We start from the raw sequence: 16,857 nt of genomic DNA, 5'->3' as shown, positions 1-16,857 counted from the left end.
CATGCACGATTCGATGTTGGAACAGGTCAATCACTACTTAAAAAGCCTGCAAGATAAAATCTGCGATGCCTTAGAGCAAGCTGACGGCAAGGGTGTTTTCCAAGAAGAGGCTTGGCAGCGTGCTGGCGGCGGCGGTGGTCGCTCTCGCGTACTTCGCGATGGCGCTGTTCTAGAGCAAGGTGGGGTTGGCTATTCGCATGTGTTTGGTGAACAAATGCCAGCATCGGCAACAGCTCATCGACCTGAACTGGCCGGTCGCAATTTTAATGCGTGCGGGGTGAGTTTAGTGATGCATCCACGTAATCCTTATGTACCCACAAGCCACGCAAACGTTCGTTTTTTCATTGCCGAAAAAGAAGGTGTCGAGCCTGTTTGGTGGTTTGGCGGCGGTTTTGATCTCACGCCATTCTATCCATTTGATGACGACATCAAGCATTGGCACCAGTTGGCATACAACGCGCTGCAACCGTTTGGCGACGAGCTGTATCCAAAATTTAAGAAATGGTGTGATGATTATTTTTGGTTAAAACACCGTGATGAAACGCGTGGTGTTGGCGGATTGTTCTTTGATGATTTGAACGAACGTGGTTTTGAGGAGAGTTTTGCGATAATGCGTGCTGTTGGCGACGCTTATCTCGACGCTTATTTGCCAATTATTGCCCGCCGTAAAGACATGCCATATGGCGAACGCGAGCGTGAATTTCAGCTCTATCGCCGCGGTCGTTATGTCGAATTCAATTTAGTGTGGGACCGCGGCACATTATTTGGCTTGCAAACAGGCGGTCGCACCGAGTCTATCCTCATGTCGATGCCACCGCTGGCGCGTTGGGAGTATGGCTATCAGCCTGAACCGGGAAGTGCTGAAGCCAAACTGTACGCGGATTATTTACGTCCGCGCGACTGGTTAACAGAGCTTTAATTAGAATTAATCATGTGATGCGCCAATTGCGTGAAGCGTTGGCGTAACTGCATTTTTAACAGTTCATCGTGCACTTGTTCATCAAGTACTTGATACATACATAGCAACCATTGATCTCGTAATTTAACGTCAATAGTAAACGGCATATGGCGTGCGCGAAGACGTGGGTGGCCATATTTTTCTTCAAATAATTGTGGACCACCAAACCAGCCGCTCAAGAATTCAAAGAATTTTTGCCGAATGGCCGTCATTGGTTGTGGGTGTATCGCTAACAAATCTTTTGCGCGTGGGTCACTCTCCATGACATCATAAAATCTCTCAGCCATGGCGCGAACTGCAGGTTCTCCGCCAAGCTGGTCATAAATTGATTGTGGGCCTTTTGCTTCTTTGCCCGCACGAAGGAAGTTAAACATGGCGATATTTACAGTTTTTGGGAATCCGGTTGCACACAGTTTGTCTCCCCAAATTCACCAAGCATTTGCTCAACAAATTGGGGTAGAGCTTAATTACACGCGCAGTTTAACATCAGCGTCTGGGTTTAGCCGAGCAGTCGCTAAGTTTTTTCGCTCTGGTGGTGCGGGCGCTAATGTTACGGTACCGTTTAAGCAACAAGCCTTCGAACTCGTCACCTATGTAACGACACGTGCACAGCTAGCTGGCGCCGTGAATACACTGGTGCCTCTCGGTTACGGTCAGCTATTGGGTGACAATACCGATGGCATTGGCCTCGTACGCGATTTACAAAAGAATTTACAGCAAACGTTGGCCAACCGTGATGTCGTTGTTTTGGGAGCGGGTGGGGCCGCGCGCGGCGTTATTGCACCGTTAATAGAGCACGGCGTCGCCAGTTTAACCATTGCGAACCGATCGCGGGAAAGAGCCGCCAATTTGGTCGAGCAGATGGCGGATTTAAAACTTCGAGCATTTACCTTCAAGCAACTGACTATTCCTTCGGGTGCCATTGTTATTAATGCGACCAGTGCCAGTTTGACAGGTCATGAAATTCCTATAGAGAACAATGAATTAGCGAATGCTGGATGCGTCTATGATATGGTGTATGGAGCGCAACCAACGGCGTTCATGCAGCAAGCGCAACAAGCAGGTGTCGCGACTGTTTATGATGGCTTAGGTATGTTGGTTGAGCAAGCAGGAGCTGCTTTTCAAATGTGGCACGAAGGCGCCAAGTTAGATACTCAAAAAGTCATTCAGAAATTACGTGAAACAATAAGCGGGTGACGTTTAGTCGCGTAAAACAATATCAGGACTGAGGTCAACATCGCCTTCATGATTGACACTGGCGAATTCACTGCCACGGCGCACAACCGCCAGCGGGCCGTCTTCAGTATTACGGATAAACGCCAAATCAAATCCAAACTTCTGTAGCTGGTAAACACCAAACTTTTGGTCCATTGACAATCGATCCCACCACTCTGATTGATTGAGAGCGATACGGCGTCGCTCAAACTCCTCGAGTTGGCGTAGCTCATCTTTTGTCAACTTCATTGATTCTGTTTCCATAGGACCACGTTTGGTTAAGTATTAAACAGTCACACTCATCATATACATAGTACTCATTCAACACTAGTTCAGATTGCTTTTGCAAGAACTATGACAAGCAGTATATAGAAAAAGTAAGACAATGTTGATTCCTTTTGCGTATATGGGATTTTGATAACGCACAAAAATTGTTCTAAGAAAATCGCATTTGGCACTGGCAATCGTCGATTAATGTGATAGTCTTCTATTTCGATTCAACGAGAATTGACAGAGCACGCCGTTACCTTCCAAGTATGTGCTAAAAATCAGTTTCCACAACTGAGCCAAAATAAGAATAAAACGCTGTCAGGGATTCAGAAGTACTTCGAACCCCTTGTTTTTCAAGACGTTTACAAATCTGCTGTCACCAGAGATCTATGATCTTTCGCTGGTGCAGTTTGTCGTTTTCAACAGACTTATCCACAGCCTTTACACAGTATGCTCACGCCTCTCAGTGGCGAAGATTTCGAAGCTGTGGCATGCTACACAGCAACTCTTAGCAGCAAATTTTTGAGATTGCATCCATGGCATCACCAACACCATCAGTACCTGAGAACCCATTCATTCTTGTCGACGGTTCGTCCTATTTATTTCGGGCGTTTTATGCGCCACCGCATTTAACGAATTCTGCGGGAGAACCTACGGGTGCAATCTACGGTGTGGTTAACATGCTTAGAAGCCTGTTGAAAAAATATAAGCCTTCCCATATGGCCGTCGTGTTCGATGCAAAAGGTACGACATTTCGTAATGAAATATATGCAGAATACAAAGCGCATCGTCCGCCTATGCCAGATGATTTGCGTCAGCAAATAGAGCCGTTGCATAAAATTGTTCAGGCTCTCGGGTTACCACTGCTATGTATTGATGATGTTGAAGCCGATGATGTGATTGGTACCCTAGCCGAACAGGCGGGCAAGGAAGGGCGATTTACCCTGATTAGTACCGGCGATAAAGATATGGCGCAGTTGGTAAATGACCACGTGATGCTGATTAATACCATGACAGACACGCTGTTGGATTATGACGGCGTGGTCGCAAAGTATGGTGTCAAGCCAGATCAAATGATTGATCTCCTCTCATTGATGGGCGATAGCTCAGATAATATTCCAGGCTTACCTAAAGTGGGTGAGAAAACTGCCTTGGCGATGTTGCAGGGGATGGGGTCAATTGATGCCATGCTGGCCGATCCTGATGCAATTGCAAAGCTTGAGTTTCGTGGTGCTAAAACGATGCCGGATAAACTCCGCGAAAACCAAGACATTCTGTTGATGTCGCGTGAACTCGCAACCATTAAACTGGATGTTCCACTGGATTTTCGACCTGATCAGTTGACCATTCAGCCATCAAATCGCGATGAACTCATCCAGCTCTATAAACAGTGTGAATTCCGCCGCTGGTTAGCCGAGGTATTAGAAGAGGGCGCAGCGACCGATCAAGCGTTGGGAGAGGCGAGTTCGTCAAACACTGCAAACGAAACGCCGGTAAGTCATGACGCCTACGAAACAGTGACCACGAAAGAGCGTTTTGCGCACTGGTTGAAACAACTAGAACAAGCCGAGTATTTCGCTTTTGATACTGAAACCACCAGTTTGAATTATATGGAGGCTGAGCTTGTTGGCGTTTCATTTGCGATTCAGCCAGGGCAGGCCTGTTATATTCCGGTGGCGCATGATTATCCTGGAGCCCCTGATCAACTTGACCGAGCTTGGGTACTCGAGCAATTGAAACCGCTGCTTGAATCAGAGCAGCCTAAGTTAATTGGTCAAAACCTGAAGTATGACAGCCACATTTTGCGTCGTTACAACATTCGAGTTGGCGCCATTCGTAACGACACTATGCTGGCATCTTATGTATTCAATAGTGTCGGCTCACGTCATGACATGGATAGCTTGAGCTTGCAGTATTTGGGGCATAAAGCGATTTCTTTCGAAGATATTGCCGGCAAGGGCGCCAAACAATTAACGTTTAACCAGATTGGATTAGAACAGGCCGCGCCTTACGCGGCAGAAGATGCTGATGTGACGCTTCAGCTGCATCACAAGCTTTGGCAGGAAGTAAGCCAAGAGAAAGCGCTGTTAAATGTATTGCAAACCATTGAACTACCCTTGCTACCAGTGCTTGTCGATATGGAGCAACGCGGTGTACAGATTGATGCACCATTACTGGCTAAACAAAGCCACGAAATTGCGATGGCGCTGCAGCAACTCGAGAAAACGGCTTATGAAATTGCTGGCGAAGAATTTAATTTGAGTTCGACCAAGCAATTGCAGACGATTTTGTTTGAGAAATTACAGCTACCAGTGCGTAAAAAAACGCCAAAAGGTGCACCATCGACTGCGGAAGAAGTACTACAAGAATTAGCACTCGATTATCCCTTGCCAGATGTCATTATGCAGCACCGCGGATTGAGTAAGTTGAAATCGACTTACACCGATAAATTGCCGAAGATGGTCAACCCGCGCACGCATCGCATTCACACCTCTTACCATCAAGCGGTGACGGCAACTGGACGGTTATCATCGAGTGACCCGAACTTGCAGAATATTCCGATTCGTACCGAAGCCGGGCGTCGTGTACGTAAAGCGTTCACAGCACCTGCAGGCTACAAAATCATGGCGATTGACTATAGCCAAATCGAGCTGCGGATTATGGCGCACTTGTCGCAAGATCCGGCGCTTGTAGAAGCCTTCTCAAAAGGTCGAGATATTCACAAAGCCACTGCCTCGGAAGTGTTTGGCGTGGCCTTGGATCAAGTCACCAGTGAGCAACGTCGCCGAGCGAAAGCCGTGAACTTCGGGTTGATATACGGCATGTCTGCGTTTGGCTTGGCGCGTCAGCTTGATATTCCGCGCCAAGAAGCGCAAGACTATATGGACAAGTACTTCGACCGTTTTCCAGGTGTCTTGAAATATATGGAAAACACGCGCGCGCAAGCGAAACGAGACGGTTATGTCGAAACAATCTTTGGACGTCGATTGCAGCTACCGGAAATTAAATCTCAAAATGGCATGCGTCGCAAAGCGGCGGAACGTGCCGCAATCAACGCGCCAATGCAAGGCACTGCTGCTGACATTATTAAACGCGCAATGATAGCCGTTGCCGATTATATAAATACCCAGGTAGGTGACGACGAACTACATATGATTATGCAGGTGCACGACGAATTGGTATTTGAAGTGCGAGAAGATAAAGTTTCTGACTATCAAAAGAAACTCGTTGAAATCATGGAACAAGCGGCGGATTTGAAGGTGCCGCTTATTGCCGAAGCGGGTGTTGGAAACAACTGGGACGAAGCTCATTAAAAAATTTTCAGAAATTAAAAATTTTTTTTGAACTATTTTTTGAACAGCCAGTCTGAATCAGTGAAAGGCGCATTAAACGAATCGAGTTCGTTTGTCATTACCTTTCTGAGATGTTCTCTCCCTGGATTGTAAGAACTTTTGCCCGGCTTTATGCCGGGCTTTTTCTTTTTAAAAACAGAATAAATATTAAAATGAATCCTGCGAATGTGAGTAATGACGATACGCCAAGAAATGGATCTAAAACTTCCCGCTTAATGTAACCACCATAAAGAAGATAAAGCCCGATAGTGAGCCCTAACGTACCAAGCTGGTGCAAACCAAACTGTATCCATAACTCTTTTGTCGGTTCGGTTAGTTTCATCCAAACTTTAAGCAGCGCGGCATAAAGAATGGGCACCGTAAAGCCTAACAACATCATGTGAGTATGGGTGGGTAGTTGACGGTGATTTGCGGTAGCCGCCATCCACATGCCTAAGGCAATGCCTAAAATGCCATAGATGAAAGCTATTATTATATATTTGCGATCCATGGTGATGTCCTCTCGTTTTGCATCACCACAAATTTAGTTGGTTATTTTTTAACCGCAAGTTTACGCCGTTGGAGCCACGCGAGGTTTTCGGGCGCGTCGATTAGCGATAAATACGCCAGTCAAAATGGCCGCCATACCAATTGCGTGTTCAATCAGGAACGGCTCACCATCAACCACCCCAAGTATCAACGCCACAATCGGAATGAGGTAGGTGACGGAGCTGGTAAACGTCGTATCAGTCATTTTTACAACCGTATTAAAAATGACGAGTGCCATTGCCGTCCCAACAACACCAAGTATCAAAATCGCTGTTAGCGAGAAATAGGCATCCGGTTGCGAGCCAAGTTGCTCAACAAACGGTGTTGCAAACAGTAAATAGATGAGCGCTGGCGGTGCCACTAAAAATAGACTTACCCCAGTAATAGTTAAGGCACCCAAATCAGGAATATGATGCTTAATGAGATTGAGGTTAATGCCATAGCAAATGGTTGCAACAATGATCAGTAGTGCATAGGCATTGAACTGAAACTCACCGCTGGCATTGGCGGTAATTAGAACCACGGTGCCTGCCAAGCCAATAAGAACACCCACCCATTGCTGTACGGCGACAATTTGATGAAAAATTAGCACACCAATAAGCAAGGTAGCCAACGGCGTAAATGTATTGAGAACGCCAGTAACACCGCTGGGTAGTTGTGTTTGCGCAAACGCAAACAAAAACGCTGGAATAAAACTACCAACTAATCCAACCGAAATTAACTTAGGCCAGTGGTGCCGTTGCACAGTTTTAAAGCGTTGCATTAAGAATGGCAGTAACACGAAGCCTGCAGAGGCAATACGAATTGCGGCAAGTTGATCGGGATTAAAGGCAATGAGGCCCTTTTTAATCAAGATAAATGAGCTACCCCAAATCATTGCGAGGAGCAGTAACAATAACCAAGCTTTTAGCGGTGGTGCTTCATTCTGCTGCATCGGCGCTAACCGTTGCTTCTGCTGGCGTGTTAAGCCAGTCGGAAAGAATCACCTCAACTTGTGGAAGGCCGATTTTGTTATGCGATGAAAACATTTCTACCTGCACGCTATCACCGAACACCAATGCAGCTTCACGAGCTTGTAATAACGTGCTTTTACGTTGGCCGGGTTTCAGCTTATCCGCTTTCGTTAACAAGACGAGAACTGGAATGCCGCAATCAGTTGCCCAATGCAGCAAATCCTGATCGGTGTCACGGTATGGATGACGAATATCCATCAATAATACGAGGCCACGCAGTGACTGACGTTTCTGCAGGTATTCACTGAGCGCTTGGTTCCATTTTTCTTTAACCGCTAAAGGCACTTTGGCATAACCATAGCCAGGTAAATCGATTAAGCGTTTATTGGGTTCCACTTCAAAAACGTTGATTAGCTGCGTGCGGCCAGGCGTTTTACTGGTGCGAGCTAAGGCTTTTTGCCGCGTGATCGTGTTTAGTGCGCTTGATTTACCCGCGTTTGAACGACCCGCAAATGCGATCTCGACGCCTGAATCTTCAGGCAATTGTCGAATATTTGCGGCACTCGTGATAAATTTTGTGGGCTGAAAGTTTAACGTGGTATTCATAAACGTATTGTGCGACCTCATTTGAAACCACATAGTAGCATGATTAGACGTTTAATCCTTACAACTTTTGTGTAAAATAGCGTCTGTTACAACTACCCAGAGCAGAGATATCGATCATGAAAAAAATCGCAATGTTCGTAGGCCTGTACCTTGGCTTGACTGGTTTTGCCATGGCAGCAACTGGCGATGCGGAAGCAGGACAACAGAAATCCGCTGTATGTGCTGCGTGTCACGGGCCGGATGGCAATGCCCCATCTGATATGTATCCGAAAATTGCTGGTCAGCACGAGAGCTACCTGTTCAAGCAATTAACAGATTATAAGCTAGCTGCCGAAACGGGTGGCGAGCAAGGTCGTGCCAACGCAATAATGCAAGGTCAAGTTGCGATGCTAAGCGAACAAGACATGGCTGATTTAGCAGCGTTTTATGCTGCTCAAGAAATGGAAGGCGGTTCTGCCCCAGAAGATGTCATCGCTGCAGGTAAGAAATTGTTTGTTGCCGGTGATGAGTCTCGCGGAATTGCAGCTTGTGCAGCGTGTCACGGTCCTCGTGGCGATGGCATGGCACTGGCGAACTTCCCTGATATTTCAGGTCAACATGCCGCATATACCAAGCAGCAGCTTGAATTATTTCGCAGTGGCGAACGCGCAAACGATTTAAACAACATGATGCGTGACGTGGCTAGCAAACTGACCGATAAAGACATCGAGATCTTATCTCAGTATATTCAAGGTCTATATTAAAATAGGCGATAAAAAGGCAGCGAAAGCTGCCTTTTTTGTTTTTTTGTTGCAAAAAAAACGTAAGAAAAGCCCTATAAAATCGAGGGTTTGACAATAAAGTTATAAAGAAATTCATTTTTAGAACATAATAATCATTGATAATTCGGCACGAATCAGTACTCTGAATGCCATTGGATTTACGGGAAGCCTCATATTATAAGGCTTTCCCAGTAATAAGATTTAAAATCCAGGGAATAACAACACGGCCAGGAGGCCGACTTTTAACCAAGCAAAATAAAAACAACAGAGCTCGGTTAATGCGCTTAATTAATAACAATAATAATAAAGACCTCACGGACGTTATAATTAAAAACATGGAAGATAATGACAACCGTTCTCGAAATCGCACGTGCGCTGTGTGAAAGAATGAGAATAAATCAGGCGATGGCAACATCGCCTTTTTTATTGTCTGCTAGATCAGTTAAACTATGTGTTACGTTTGCAAGCACGCTATGCTTAAGCCAACGTATTACACTCAACTGTTCTGGAAGCACACATGACACGCGTCAAGAAAACCCGCAAAACTGGTCCTCTAGCCCCATCCAAGAAAGTCGAAAAGGATTGGCAGCAGCCGAAAGCAAAGTCAGCACCAACAAAACCGACGCATAAAACCAAGGGCCACAAGCCGGGCAGTCGATTTAATCCAACTTCGAATAAAGCCAAGCGCCAAGATGCGAGTGGCAATACTCAAGCGCACGACCCGCGCCATGGTAGCAAGAAGCCAATTAGCTTAGTTGATCCGAAGCAGGCGGTGCCAGTGCCGAAACAGCCTAGCTTTGACCGTAAAGCAGCAATGGCGGAGTTGACGTCGATTGAAAACGACGAACGTTTACAAGCGTTGTTAGAGCGCGCTGAAGATGGCGAAACATTAAACGCCAGTGATACAAAGTACATGGAAGAACGTACTGAGAGATTCTCTCAGCTTGCTGAAATGCTCGGCATTGAGCTTGAAGACGATGATGATTTAGACTTCGACGACGAATTTGAGGATGACGATGACAGAAGCTAACTTTCCAGCCTGGGCTTGGATTGCTGTTCTGCTCGGTGTTGTAATTATTGCCGGGCTCGCGTTTTATGCTGGTCGCCTGTTAGCGCAATTAAAAGCGCAGAATCAACGACGTGATCAAGCATTAGCAATGCGAAATGAGAATCTCCACGAAAGTATCGTAACGATAGCGAAGGCGATGGAGCAGGGGCAATGCCCACTGTCAGAAGGCGCGCTTCGTTTGGTGGTATTGTTGGATTTGCGGGTTGAATCAAACCAAGCAGGGTATGCGAGAAAATATCCGTCGTTGCATGATATGTATGAGCGCATCAAACACATGCCAACTCATGAGGCACGCAAGCAATACCCGAAAGCAGAAATTCGCAAAATGGATAATGAGCGCGAAGGCTATGAAAAAGAGCTGGAAGACGTGATATTGCAAGACGTCCGCCAGCTCTTGAAAGATTTCGCTTAACTTATTGTTTGTAGACCGTACCGTCTTTCACAACCAAATTAATGTTGCTGAGCAGGGAAATGTCGTTTAACGGATTTCCCTGTACCGCTACCACATCAGCGCGCTTGCCAACTTCGATGGTACCGATATCAGATACGCCCAAGAGTTTTGATGCTTCTGCTGTCGCACTTCGAATCGCCGCTAAAGGCGGCATACCGGCTTCAACCATGTAGATAAACTCGCGATAGTTTTCGCCGTGGTCGAATACGCCTGCATCAGTACCGAACGCAATTTTCACGCCAGCTTTGTAGGCTTCAGCAAAAGTGCTCTGAATTTTTGGGCCGATGGCAGCGGCTTTTGGCCGCACTAGTTCAGGGAAGAACCCGTCAATTTTAGCGCGGTCAGCGACAGACCGACCCGCCGTAATGGTTGGAACGTAGTACACACCTTTCTTTTTCATGGCGCGCATGACTTCGTCATCCATATAAGTGCCGTGCTCAATGGAATTAACACCGGCCTCAATAGCGCGCAACATGCCTTCTTTACCATGTGCGTGAACGGTGACCTTCATTTCGTAGTCTTTTGCGGTTTGCACCACAGCTTCGAGTTCATCCATCATAAATTGTGGGTTGTGACCGCTCTTCGCAACGCTCAGTACACCACCTGTAACTGTCAGCTTGATCAAATCTGAGCCGTCTTGATAACGAGCGCGAACTGCTTGTCGTGCTTCATAAGGGCCATTTAACACGCCGTCTGCCGGCGTCGGTGTTTCATACAAGCCACTATGCGCGCCGTTGGTTGGATCAGCATGTCCGCCTGTCGTTGCAAGTGACTTGCCTGCAGTATATATGCGAGGGCCAACCACTTTACCGGCGTTTACAGCGTTACGTAGTGAAATACTGGCATTATACGAGTCACCCAAATCGCGAACCGTAGTAAAGCCAGCCATAAGTGTTTTGCGGGCATAATTTACCGCATCTAAGGTGACGTCTGGCGCCCCTTTGGTAAATTTATTCATATAGCTACCGGGACCCAACTGTGAAGTCAGGTGTGTGTGCATATCGATAAAGCCAGGCATCACCGTGCCGTCACGGCGATCGATGACCACATCTCCGTCTTGCGGCTGTTTGAAGCCCTTCTCGATGGCCTTAATCGTGCCTTCATCAATAACCACGGTCATTTCTGACTTCGGATTGGCTTGAGTACCGTCAATGAGTGTACCGGCGTAAATAAGCGTGTCGGCATGGGCGGTTGAAGCCAAGCCGAGTGCTATAGATACTGCTAATAATTTCCGCATGTGATTTACCTCGCTTTATTTTTGCTATAGTCACCACAGTAGCGAGTTATTGCTAGAGGGGTCAATGAAGCGGTCAGCATTTAACCGCTTAAACTGAGTGAACTGACGCAACCAACCTTAAATCTTGGTATAATAACGTTCTTAATGACACTGATTAGGCTTTACATTTCATGTTCAAACGCGTTCGAGAAGATATTCAAAGTGTTTTTGCCCGCGATCCGGCTGCGCGTAATGCTTTTGAAGTACTCACCACATATCCAGGGCTTCATGCTATTTGGTGGCATCGTTTTAGCCATAAGCTATGGACCTGGCGTTGGTATTGGCTGGCGCGTTTCGTTTCCACCATCTCGCGATGGTTAACGGGAGTCGAAATTCATCCAGGCGCGAAAATTGGCCGGCGTTTCTTCATTGACCACGGAATGGGTGTCGTGATTGGTGAAACGGCCGAAATTGGCGATGACGTGACCATCTACCACGGCGTCACGCTCGGCGGAACAAGTTGGAATCAAGGTAAACGTCATCCAACACTCAAAAACGGCGTGGTTATTGGTGCAGGAGCTAAGGTTCTTGGTCCAATTGAGATTGGTGAGAATGCACGTATTGGTTCGAATGCGGTCGTAGTGAAAGATGTACCAGCCGAGGCAACCGTAGTTGGAATTCCGGCGCGCGTGGCGCGAAGTGCAGCAACAGCGGAGACGTCTGAGGTCACCAAACGACGTCAAGAAATTGCGAAACAATATGGCTTCGATGCGTATGCAATTTCTGCAGATAATCCCGATCCTGTTGCAACGGCCATTGGCCGCATGCTCGATCACGTTCATTTATTAGACCAAAAAGTGAGCGATTTGTGTTGCGCAGTGAATCAACTTGGCGGTAATGTGTGTGAAGAAATACCGGATGTCGATTTAGACGATATGGACTTCCTTAAGGCGGAACAGGAAGCAGCTGAACGTCGTCAGAAAGAGCAACAGAAAGAGCAACCAAAAAAGTCGCCCACTGAAACCAACTAACTCTTGACGATAACCAGTTGCTAGCGGAGGTAATTATGAAGCTAGCAAATATTCTCATGATGGCATTATCACTTGCTGCAATAAGCGGCTGTGCCGGGCAATCGTCAATGAATAGTGTGGCAGAGGCGCATGCGAAGGCTCAAATGCCGAGCCTAAACAGCGCTCTCTTCAGGCCCCAACAGTCCGTTGTGTCAGCACAACAATTGTTTGCACTAACCGCTTCGCAACAGCAAGATTTCTTACTTGATTTCAATGATCGTCTCAGTGATTTACCTGAGCACGAACGCATTAGCGTATACCTTCAAGATTTAACTTTCGGCTTCAATTATAAGGAACAAACGTATACTGCCAGTGAAGCTTTTGCACTGAGCGCTGGTAATTGCATGGCATTAGCCATTCTTACGAAAGGTTTAGCTGATCTTGTTGATGTAGAAATTAAGTTCCAGCGCGTGACCAATGCACCGGTCTTTGACCGCAAAAACAATATTGTTCTGGTATCTGATCATGTTCGCGCACGATTGTATAAACCGCTTGAACCAGCAAAAGAAGGCGAGAATAAAACGCTTCTTAAGCGCGCTTGGGTTGTTGTGGATTACTTTCCTTCATTGGCTTCGCAGAATGCCGAGATGATTAGCGAAACGGAGTTTCTGGCACTGTATTACCGTAATCGGGCGGCTGAATTGATGGTTGATGGCTTGGTGGATGAGGCTTATGCGTATGCCACCGAAGCTCTGACATACACGCCGAAAGATAGTGAAGTACTGAATATTTTGGGGCTCTTGCACGGGCGCAAAGACGACGCTAACACCGCAGAGCAACTATTTAATTACGCTTTGCGCTTAGATGCCGACAACCTCAACGTACTGCACAATTACCAAGCCCTTGCTAAACGTCAGCACCGTCACGAATTAGTGGCGAAACTTGAGCAACGTATTCAGTCAATTCCCGAAGCGAATCCATACGCTTGGATAGCCTTAGGTGATGCGGCGTTTGCACAAAACCAGCTTGATATAGCCATGACCATGTACCGCAAAGCAGCTGAACAGGCACCATACGTGCACGAAGCCTATTGGGGACAGGCCCAGGTATTTGTCGCACAAGGTGAAACTCACAAGGCGCGACGCATTCTTGAGAAGGGAATGCGCGAAGCGAAAATGTCAGCTACTAAAGCGCGTTTCAAAACTGGCTGGTATAGCTATCAAGAACAGGCACAAAAAAAGCCGCTCAAGTGAGCGGCTTTTTGGAATTCTTCGCTAGAAGAAACGTAATTACATAGGAACTACGTTAGAAGCCTGTGGGCCTTTAGGACCTTGTTCAATAGTGAACTGAACAGTTTGGCCTTCAGCTAAGGTTTTGAAACCGTCTGATTGAATAGCAGAGAAGTGTACGAATACGTCCGCGCCTTGCTCTTGCTCGATGAAACCGAAACCTTTAGCTTCGTTAAAGAATTTTACTTTACCAGTTACTGTAGACATGCTGTGATTCCTCGTAGTGCATGTGAAAATCTAGGGTATTGCTAATAAAAATTACGTGTATTACTTGAGGACTTACAAAACGAGGTACAGCAATTGACTTCGTAACAGGCCACAATTAGACAGCCGAATTTTTCTAGCGACCGTCAGTATACGCTGATCCTAACCCCTGTCAATTAAAGATTTATTAACGCTTATAAGGGCTTTAGCCGCGAATCCAGTTTTTCGTGATGTGACGAAACTGGTCAGTTCCTGAGCGATATAGCCATTCATAGGCCGCCATTTCCGAAGAAATTATCACGACACCCTCTTGCCGCATGCGCTTTAAAGCGGTTTGTTTGTCACTATCGCGACGTGAACCCACCGCATCTTCAACGACAAATACTTGATAATCGTCGGCAATTAAATCAAGCGCCGTTTGCAATATACATACGTGTGTTTCCATTCCCATTAGTATCACTTGAGAGCGGTTGATTTCGCCGATAGCGTTGACGAAGTTGGGTTCTTGCATGGCGCTAAAGTGCATCTTCTCGATTACTTGAGCATTCTCAATAACGCCGGATAGATCATCGACACTAATGCCTAAGCCTTTGGGATACTGTTCGGTAACAACAACAGGTATATCTAATTCATTGGCGATTTCACCAAGCCAACGCATGCGAGCGATGAGTTGATCGCGCTGATGGATGACGGGCGCGAGTTTTTCTTGCGCATCGACAATGACAAGTATGCTTTGGTCTGCTTTCATCAGCATGATGACAACTCCTTTGATTTGACTTAAATGAATTATGCCGCAAAGTTATTGCTATTCCTAATGCTTGGCGATACTTTGAGCATAGACATGCAATTCAATTTGGTAAGTCAGAAGGACGCTGGCCATGCCCAATCAATCGGCAGATACGCTGCTGCAAAGCTTTCGAAATAAAGTCACGCGCAACATTGTGTGGGCGGGGGCAATTACTCAGCTGCTATTAGCTGGTGTTCAAGTGTGGTTGGTTCATTACATTCAGGCAGCAGTTCTGTTGGCCGCGGCAATCGTGTTAGCTGTCATTGCATATTGGTATCGCAGTAAACGTATTCCTGACGTGTGGCGAGTCATATTCATGATGCTGCTAACCTCCATTTGTTTTGCTTCAATTCGCACCAATGGTGCCATCGGTGTTTACTGGGCATATCCGTTACTCGTTGCTAGCTTCTTTATGTTTCGCGATGGCTTTGCTATTGCGCTTGCCTCGGTTGTAACCATAGTGATGAGCGCGGCAGCGTTACTTTATATGCCGGTTAGCGATGGTTGGCGTATCACCGCATCGCTGCTGGTTATTTTGGTACTCGGCAGTGTTTTTGTGGTGATGCTGGGGCGCATGCAAAAATTACTACATCAGTTGGTTGTCACCGATACTTTGACCGGTCTACAAAATCGTCATCGATTAAATAATGTACTTAGCCAGTTGATTCATAATTTTCGCCGATACCATCGTCCCGCCAGTTTAATTATGCTCGACCTCGACCATTTTAAACTGCTTAATGACAAGCATGGGCACCTATTCGGCGATCAGATGCTCAAGCAACTTGCCGCACGATTAAAAGCAACCTTACGCATTAATGATCAATTATTTCGCGTTGGTGGTGAAGAGTTTCTGGTGGTCATGCCAGAAACTGAACTCGAAGAGGCTGTAAAAGTTGCGGAAAAATTGCGACTTGCCATTGCGAATACGCCGTTCGACGGTAAAGATGCACAGGCTCACTTGACCATTAGCATTGGGGTTGCCCAGTTGCGAGCCGAACAAACATGGGCGGAATGGATAAATACCGCAGATACTGCTTTACTTGAAGCAAAACGCAAAGGTCGCAATCAAGTTTGCAAGGCAGAAAGTTACACTCCAACAGCTTAATTGAGAACGGATATTCATGAACTCGACGGTAGCAACTCCCGCATTATCACTGAATTTGTGGCAGCAATTTCGATTAGTTGCCATGCGCACTATCTATTTTGGTGTCGGCTTGGTAATTCTGGTGTTAGCTGGGGTACTTGCCACGGATTCACGCTGGCTAGAATCTGGGGCATTAGTGAGCGTTGCCTTAGCGTTTATTCTCACCGGCGTTATTTACCGAAATGAACTCGCACCGCAATGGATAAACTTCCTATTTATCTGCGCGTTGGGCACGCTAGTTAGTGTCTCGATGAAATCATCCGGCATGATGGGTGTGTACTGGATGTACCCAGTATTAGCTATGGTCTTTTTTATGTTTGACCGCACCATATTCGTGCTTGTCATCATGCTAATTTATGCACTATTTGCAGCAGTAATGTACCAGTTTTTACCGTTTGAGTACGCCTGGCGAATAGCGCTTTCGATGTTGGTGTTAATAGGCGTCGGCGCCGTATTTTTGGTTATGATGAGTTATATGCAGCGCAATCTTTCCAAGCTGTATGCAACCGATCCGTTAACTGGTTTTTATCGTCGCGACTATGTATCCGAGATGATGCAAGCTGAGCTCGAGCGCGCAAAACGTCATCAGCATCCCGTAAGTGCAATGCTGCTTGATCTGGATTCGTTCAAGAATATCAATGACAAGTTTGGCTATATGTTTGGCGACGCTGTGCTAAAGGAAACAGCCGCTCGGTTAGCTCGAATTTGTCGTAATAACGATGTCATGGTGCGCTACGGCGGTGCCGAATTTCTTGTCATTTTCCCAAATACTTCTCTAAAGCAAGCCGCTGAGCTAACCGGCGAGATGCTTGATAGCCTGCGCCACGAACCATTTGCGATAAAAAGTATGATGACCACAGTCACGGCCAGCGCTGGTGTTGCCGAATGGCGCAAGGGGCAAGATTGGGGCCAGTGGCTTGAGTGCGCCGACGCCGCTAAGGATAAAGCCAAAAGTCAGGGCCGCAATCGTTTGAGAATTGCGCAATAAATTTGCACCTATCGCTTGTCCTAGCTACAATTCGCTCCTTTGAAAAACGGAGCAC

General features: G+C 46.6%; 18 protein-coding genes. 10 read left to right on the top strand and 8 right to left on the bottom strand.

Annotation, left to right across the window (positions count from 1 at the left end; translation table 11 throughout):
• Position 1 precedes the first annotated feature (1 nt).
• On the top strand, positions 2-919 hold the full coding sequence (gene hemF / locus CWI76_RS07800; RefSeq protein ID WP_126759773.1) for an oxygen-dependent coproporphyrinogen oxidase: 918 nt from the start codon (positions 2-4) through the stop codon (positions 917-919).
• On the opposite strand, the gene CWI76_RS07795 is transcribed toward hemF, so the two are convergent.
• On the bottom strand, positions 916-1,332 hold the full coding sequence (locus CWI76_RS07795) for a group II truncated hemoglobin (protein ID WP_126759772.1): 417 nt from the start codon (positions 1,330-1,332) through the stop codon (positions 916-918). The two genes, hemF and CWI76_RS07795, sit on opposite strands and share 4 nt — an antisense overlap.
• Between CWI76_RS07795 and aroE the strand changes: the two genes are divergently transcribed.
• The gene (gene aroE, locus CWI76_RS07790; protein WP_126759771.1) at positions 1,331-2,155 is read left to right on the top strand and encodes a shikimate dehydrogenase; all 825 of its coding nucleotides are present in this window, start codon (positions 1,331-1,333) and stop codon (positions 2,153-2,155) included. The genes CWI76_RS07795 and aroE overlap by 2 nt on opposite strands.
• A gap of 3 nt (positions 2,156-2,158) precedes the next feature.
• On the opposite strand, the gene CWI76_RS07785 is transcribed toward aroE, so the two are convergent.
• Positions 2,159-2,437, bottom strand: coding sequence for a hypothetical protein (locus CWI76_RS07785; RefSeq protein WP_198678581.1), 279 nt, complete (start codon positions 2,435-2,437; stop codon positions 2,159-2,161).
• Between the two features lie 542 nt (positions 2,438-2,979).
• Here CWI76_RS07785 and polA point away from each other — a divergent pair.
• Positions 2,980-5,757 (top strand): DNA polymerase I, encoded by a 2,778-nt coding sequence (gene polA / locus CWI76_RS07780; RefSeq protein WP_126759769.1) that lies wholly within the window; start codon positions 2,980-2,982, stop codon positions 5,755-5,757.
• 148 nt (positions 5,758-5,905) lie between these two features.
• On the opposite strand, the gene CWI76_RS07775 is transcribed toward polA, so the two are convergent.
• Genes CWI76_RS07775 through yihA form a run of 3 tightly spaced genes read right to left on the bottom strand, consistent with a single transcriptional unit; the run spans position 5,906 to position 7,883 of the window.
• Complete coding sequence (locus CWI76_RS07775; protein WP_126759768.1) at positions 5,906-6,286, bottom strand: TonB-dependent receptor; 381 nt, start codon at positions 6,284-6,286, stop codon at positions 5,906-5,908.
• Positions 6,287-6,346: 60 nt separating this feature from the next.
• On the bottom strand, positions 6,347-7,258 hold the full coding sequence (locus tag CWI76_RS07770) for a DMT family transporter (protein WP_126759767.1): 912 nt from the start codon (positions 7,256-7,258) through the stop codon (positions 6,347-6,349).
• A complete protein-coding gene (gene yihA, locus CWI76_RS07765; protein WP_126759766.1) occupies positions 7,245-7,883 on the bottom strand; it encodes a ribosome biogenesis GTP-binding protein YihA/YsxC in 639 nt (212 codons plus the stop codon). The genes CWI76_RS07770 and yihA overlap by 14 nt, the downstream gene beginning before the upstream one ends.
• Positions 7,884-7,999: 116 nt before the next feature.
• On the opposite strand from yihA, the gene CWI76_RS07760 reads away from it, so the two are divergent.
• From CWI76_RS07760 to CWI76_RS07750, 3 genes are all read left to right on the top strand, one after another.
• Positions 8,000-8,626, top strand: a complete 627-nt coding sequence (locus CWI76_RS07760; RefSeq protein WP_126759765.1) for a c-type cytochrome — start codon at positions 8,000-8,002, stop codon at positions 8,624-8,626.
• A 535-nt stretch (positions 8,627-9,161) separates the two neighbouring features.
• On the top strand, positions 9,162-9,674 hold the full coding sequence (yihI, locus tag CWI76_RS07755) for a Der GTPase-activating protein YihI (protein WP_126759764.1): 513 nt from the start codon (positions 9,162-9,164) through the stop codon (positions 9,672-9,674).
• A complete protein-coding gene (locus CWI76_RS07750; protein ID WP_126759763.1) occupies positions 9,661-10,125 on the top strand; it encodes a DUF2489 domain-containing protein in 465 nt (154 codons plus the stop codon). Before yihI ends, CWI76_RS07750 begins: the two co-directional genes overlap by 14 nt.
• A gap of 1 nt (position 10,126) precedes the next feature.
• Here the strand turns inward: CWI76_RS07750 and CWI76_RS07745 are convergent, their stop codons facing one another.
• On the bottom strand, positions 10,127-11,401 hold the full coding sequence (locus CWI76_RS07745) for a metal-dependent hydrolase family protein (protein WP_126759762.1): 1,275 nt from the start codon (positions 11,399-11,401) through the stop codon (positions 10,127-10,129).
• A gap of 170 nt (positions 11,402-11,571) precedes the next feature.
• On the opposite strand from CWI76_RS07745, the gene cysE reads away from it, so the two are divergent.
• The gene (cysE, locus tag CWI76_RS07740; RefSeq protein ID WP_126759761.1) at positions 11,572-12,411 is read left to right on the top strand and encodes a serine O-acetyltransferase; all 840 of its coding nucleotides are present in this window, start codon (positions 11,572-11,574) and stop codon (positions 12,409-12,411) included.
• Positions 12,412-12,446: 35 nt separating this feature from the next.
• Entirely contained in the window at positions 12,447-13,643 is a 1,197-nt protein-coding gene (locus CWI76_RS07735; protein ID WP_126759760.1) for a tetratricopeptide repeat protein, read from the top strand.
• A 36-nt stretch (positions 13,644-13,679) separates the two neighbouring features.
• Here CWI76_RS07735 and CWI76_RS07730 read toward each other — a convergent pair whose 3' ends face one another.
• Both CWI76_RS07730 and CWI76_RS07725 read right to left on the bottom strand, forming a co-directional pair.
• Positions 13,680-13,886: a cold-shock protein gene (locus CWI76_RS07730; RefSeq protein WP_055439451.1), complete on the bottom strand. Its 207-nt coding sequence runs from the start codon at positions 13,884-13,886 to the stop codon at positions 13,680-13,682.
• Between the two features lie 202 nt (positions 13,887-14,088).
• Positions 14,089-14,637, bottom strand: coding sequence for a hydrolase (locus CWI76_RS07725; RefSeq protein WP_126759759.1), 549 nt, complete (start codon positions 14,635-14,637; stop codon positions 14,089-14,091).
• Between the two features lie 124 nt (positions 14,638-14,761).
• Between CWI76_RS07725 and CWI76_RS07720 the strand changes: the two genes are divergently transcribed.
• On the top strand, positions 14,762-15,775 hold the full coding sequence (locus tag CWI76_RS07720; RefSeq protein WP_126759758.1) for a GGDEF domain-containing protein: 1,014 nt from the start codon (positions 14,762-14,764) through the stop codon (positions 15,773-15,775).
• Positions 15,776-15,791: 16 nt separating this feature from the next.
• Complete coding sequence (locus tag CWI76_RS07715; RefSeq protein ID WP_126759757.1) at positions 15,792-16,802, top strand: GGDEF domain-containing protein; 1,011 nt, start codon at positions 15,792-15,794, stop codon at positions 16,800-16,802.
• Positions 16,803-16,857: the final 55 nt, after the last annotated feature.

The sequence above is a fragment of the Pseudidiomarina marina genome (assembly GCF_003987045.1).
GTDB lineage: Bacteria > Pseudomonadota > Gammaproteobacteria > Enterobacterales > Alteromonadaceae > Pseudidiomarina > Pseudidiomarina marina.
The sequence above is the reverse complement of the archived record's forward strand: the minus strand, read 5'-3'. Positions and strand labels throughout refer to the sequence as shown.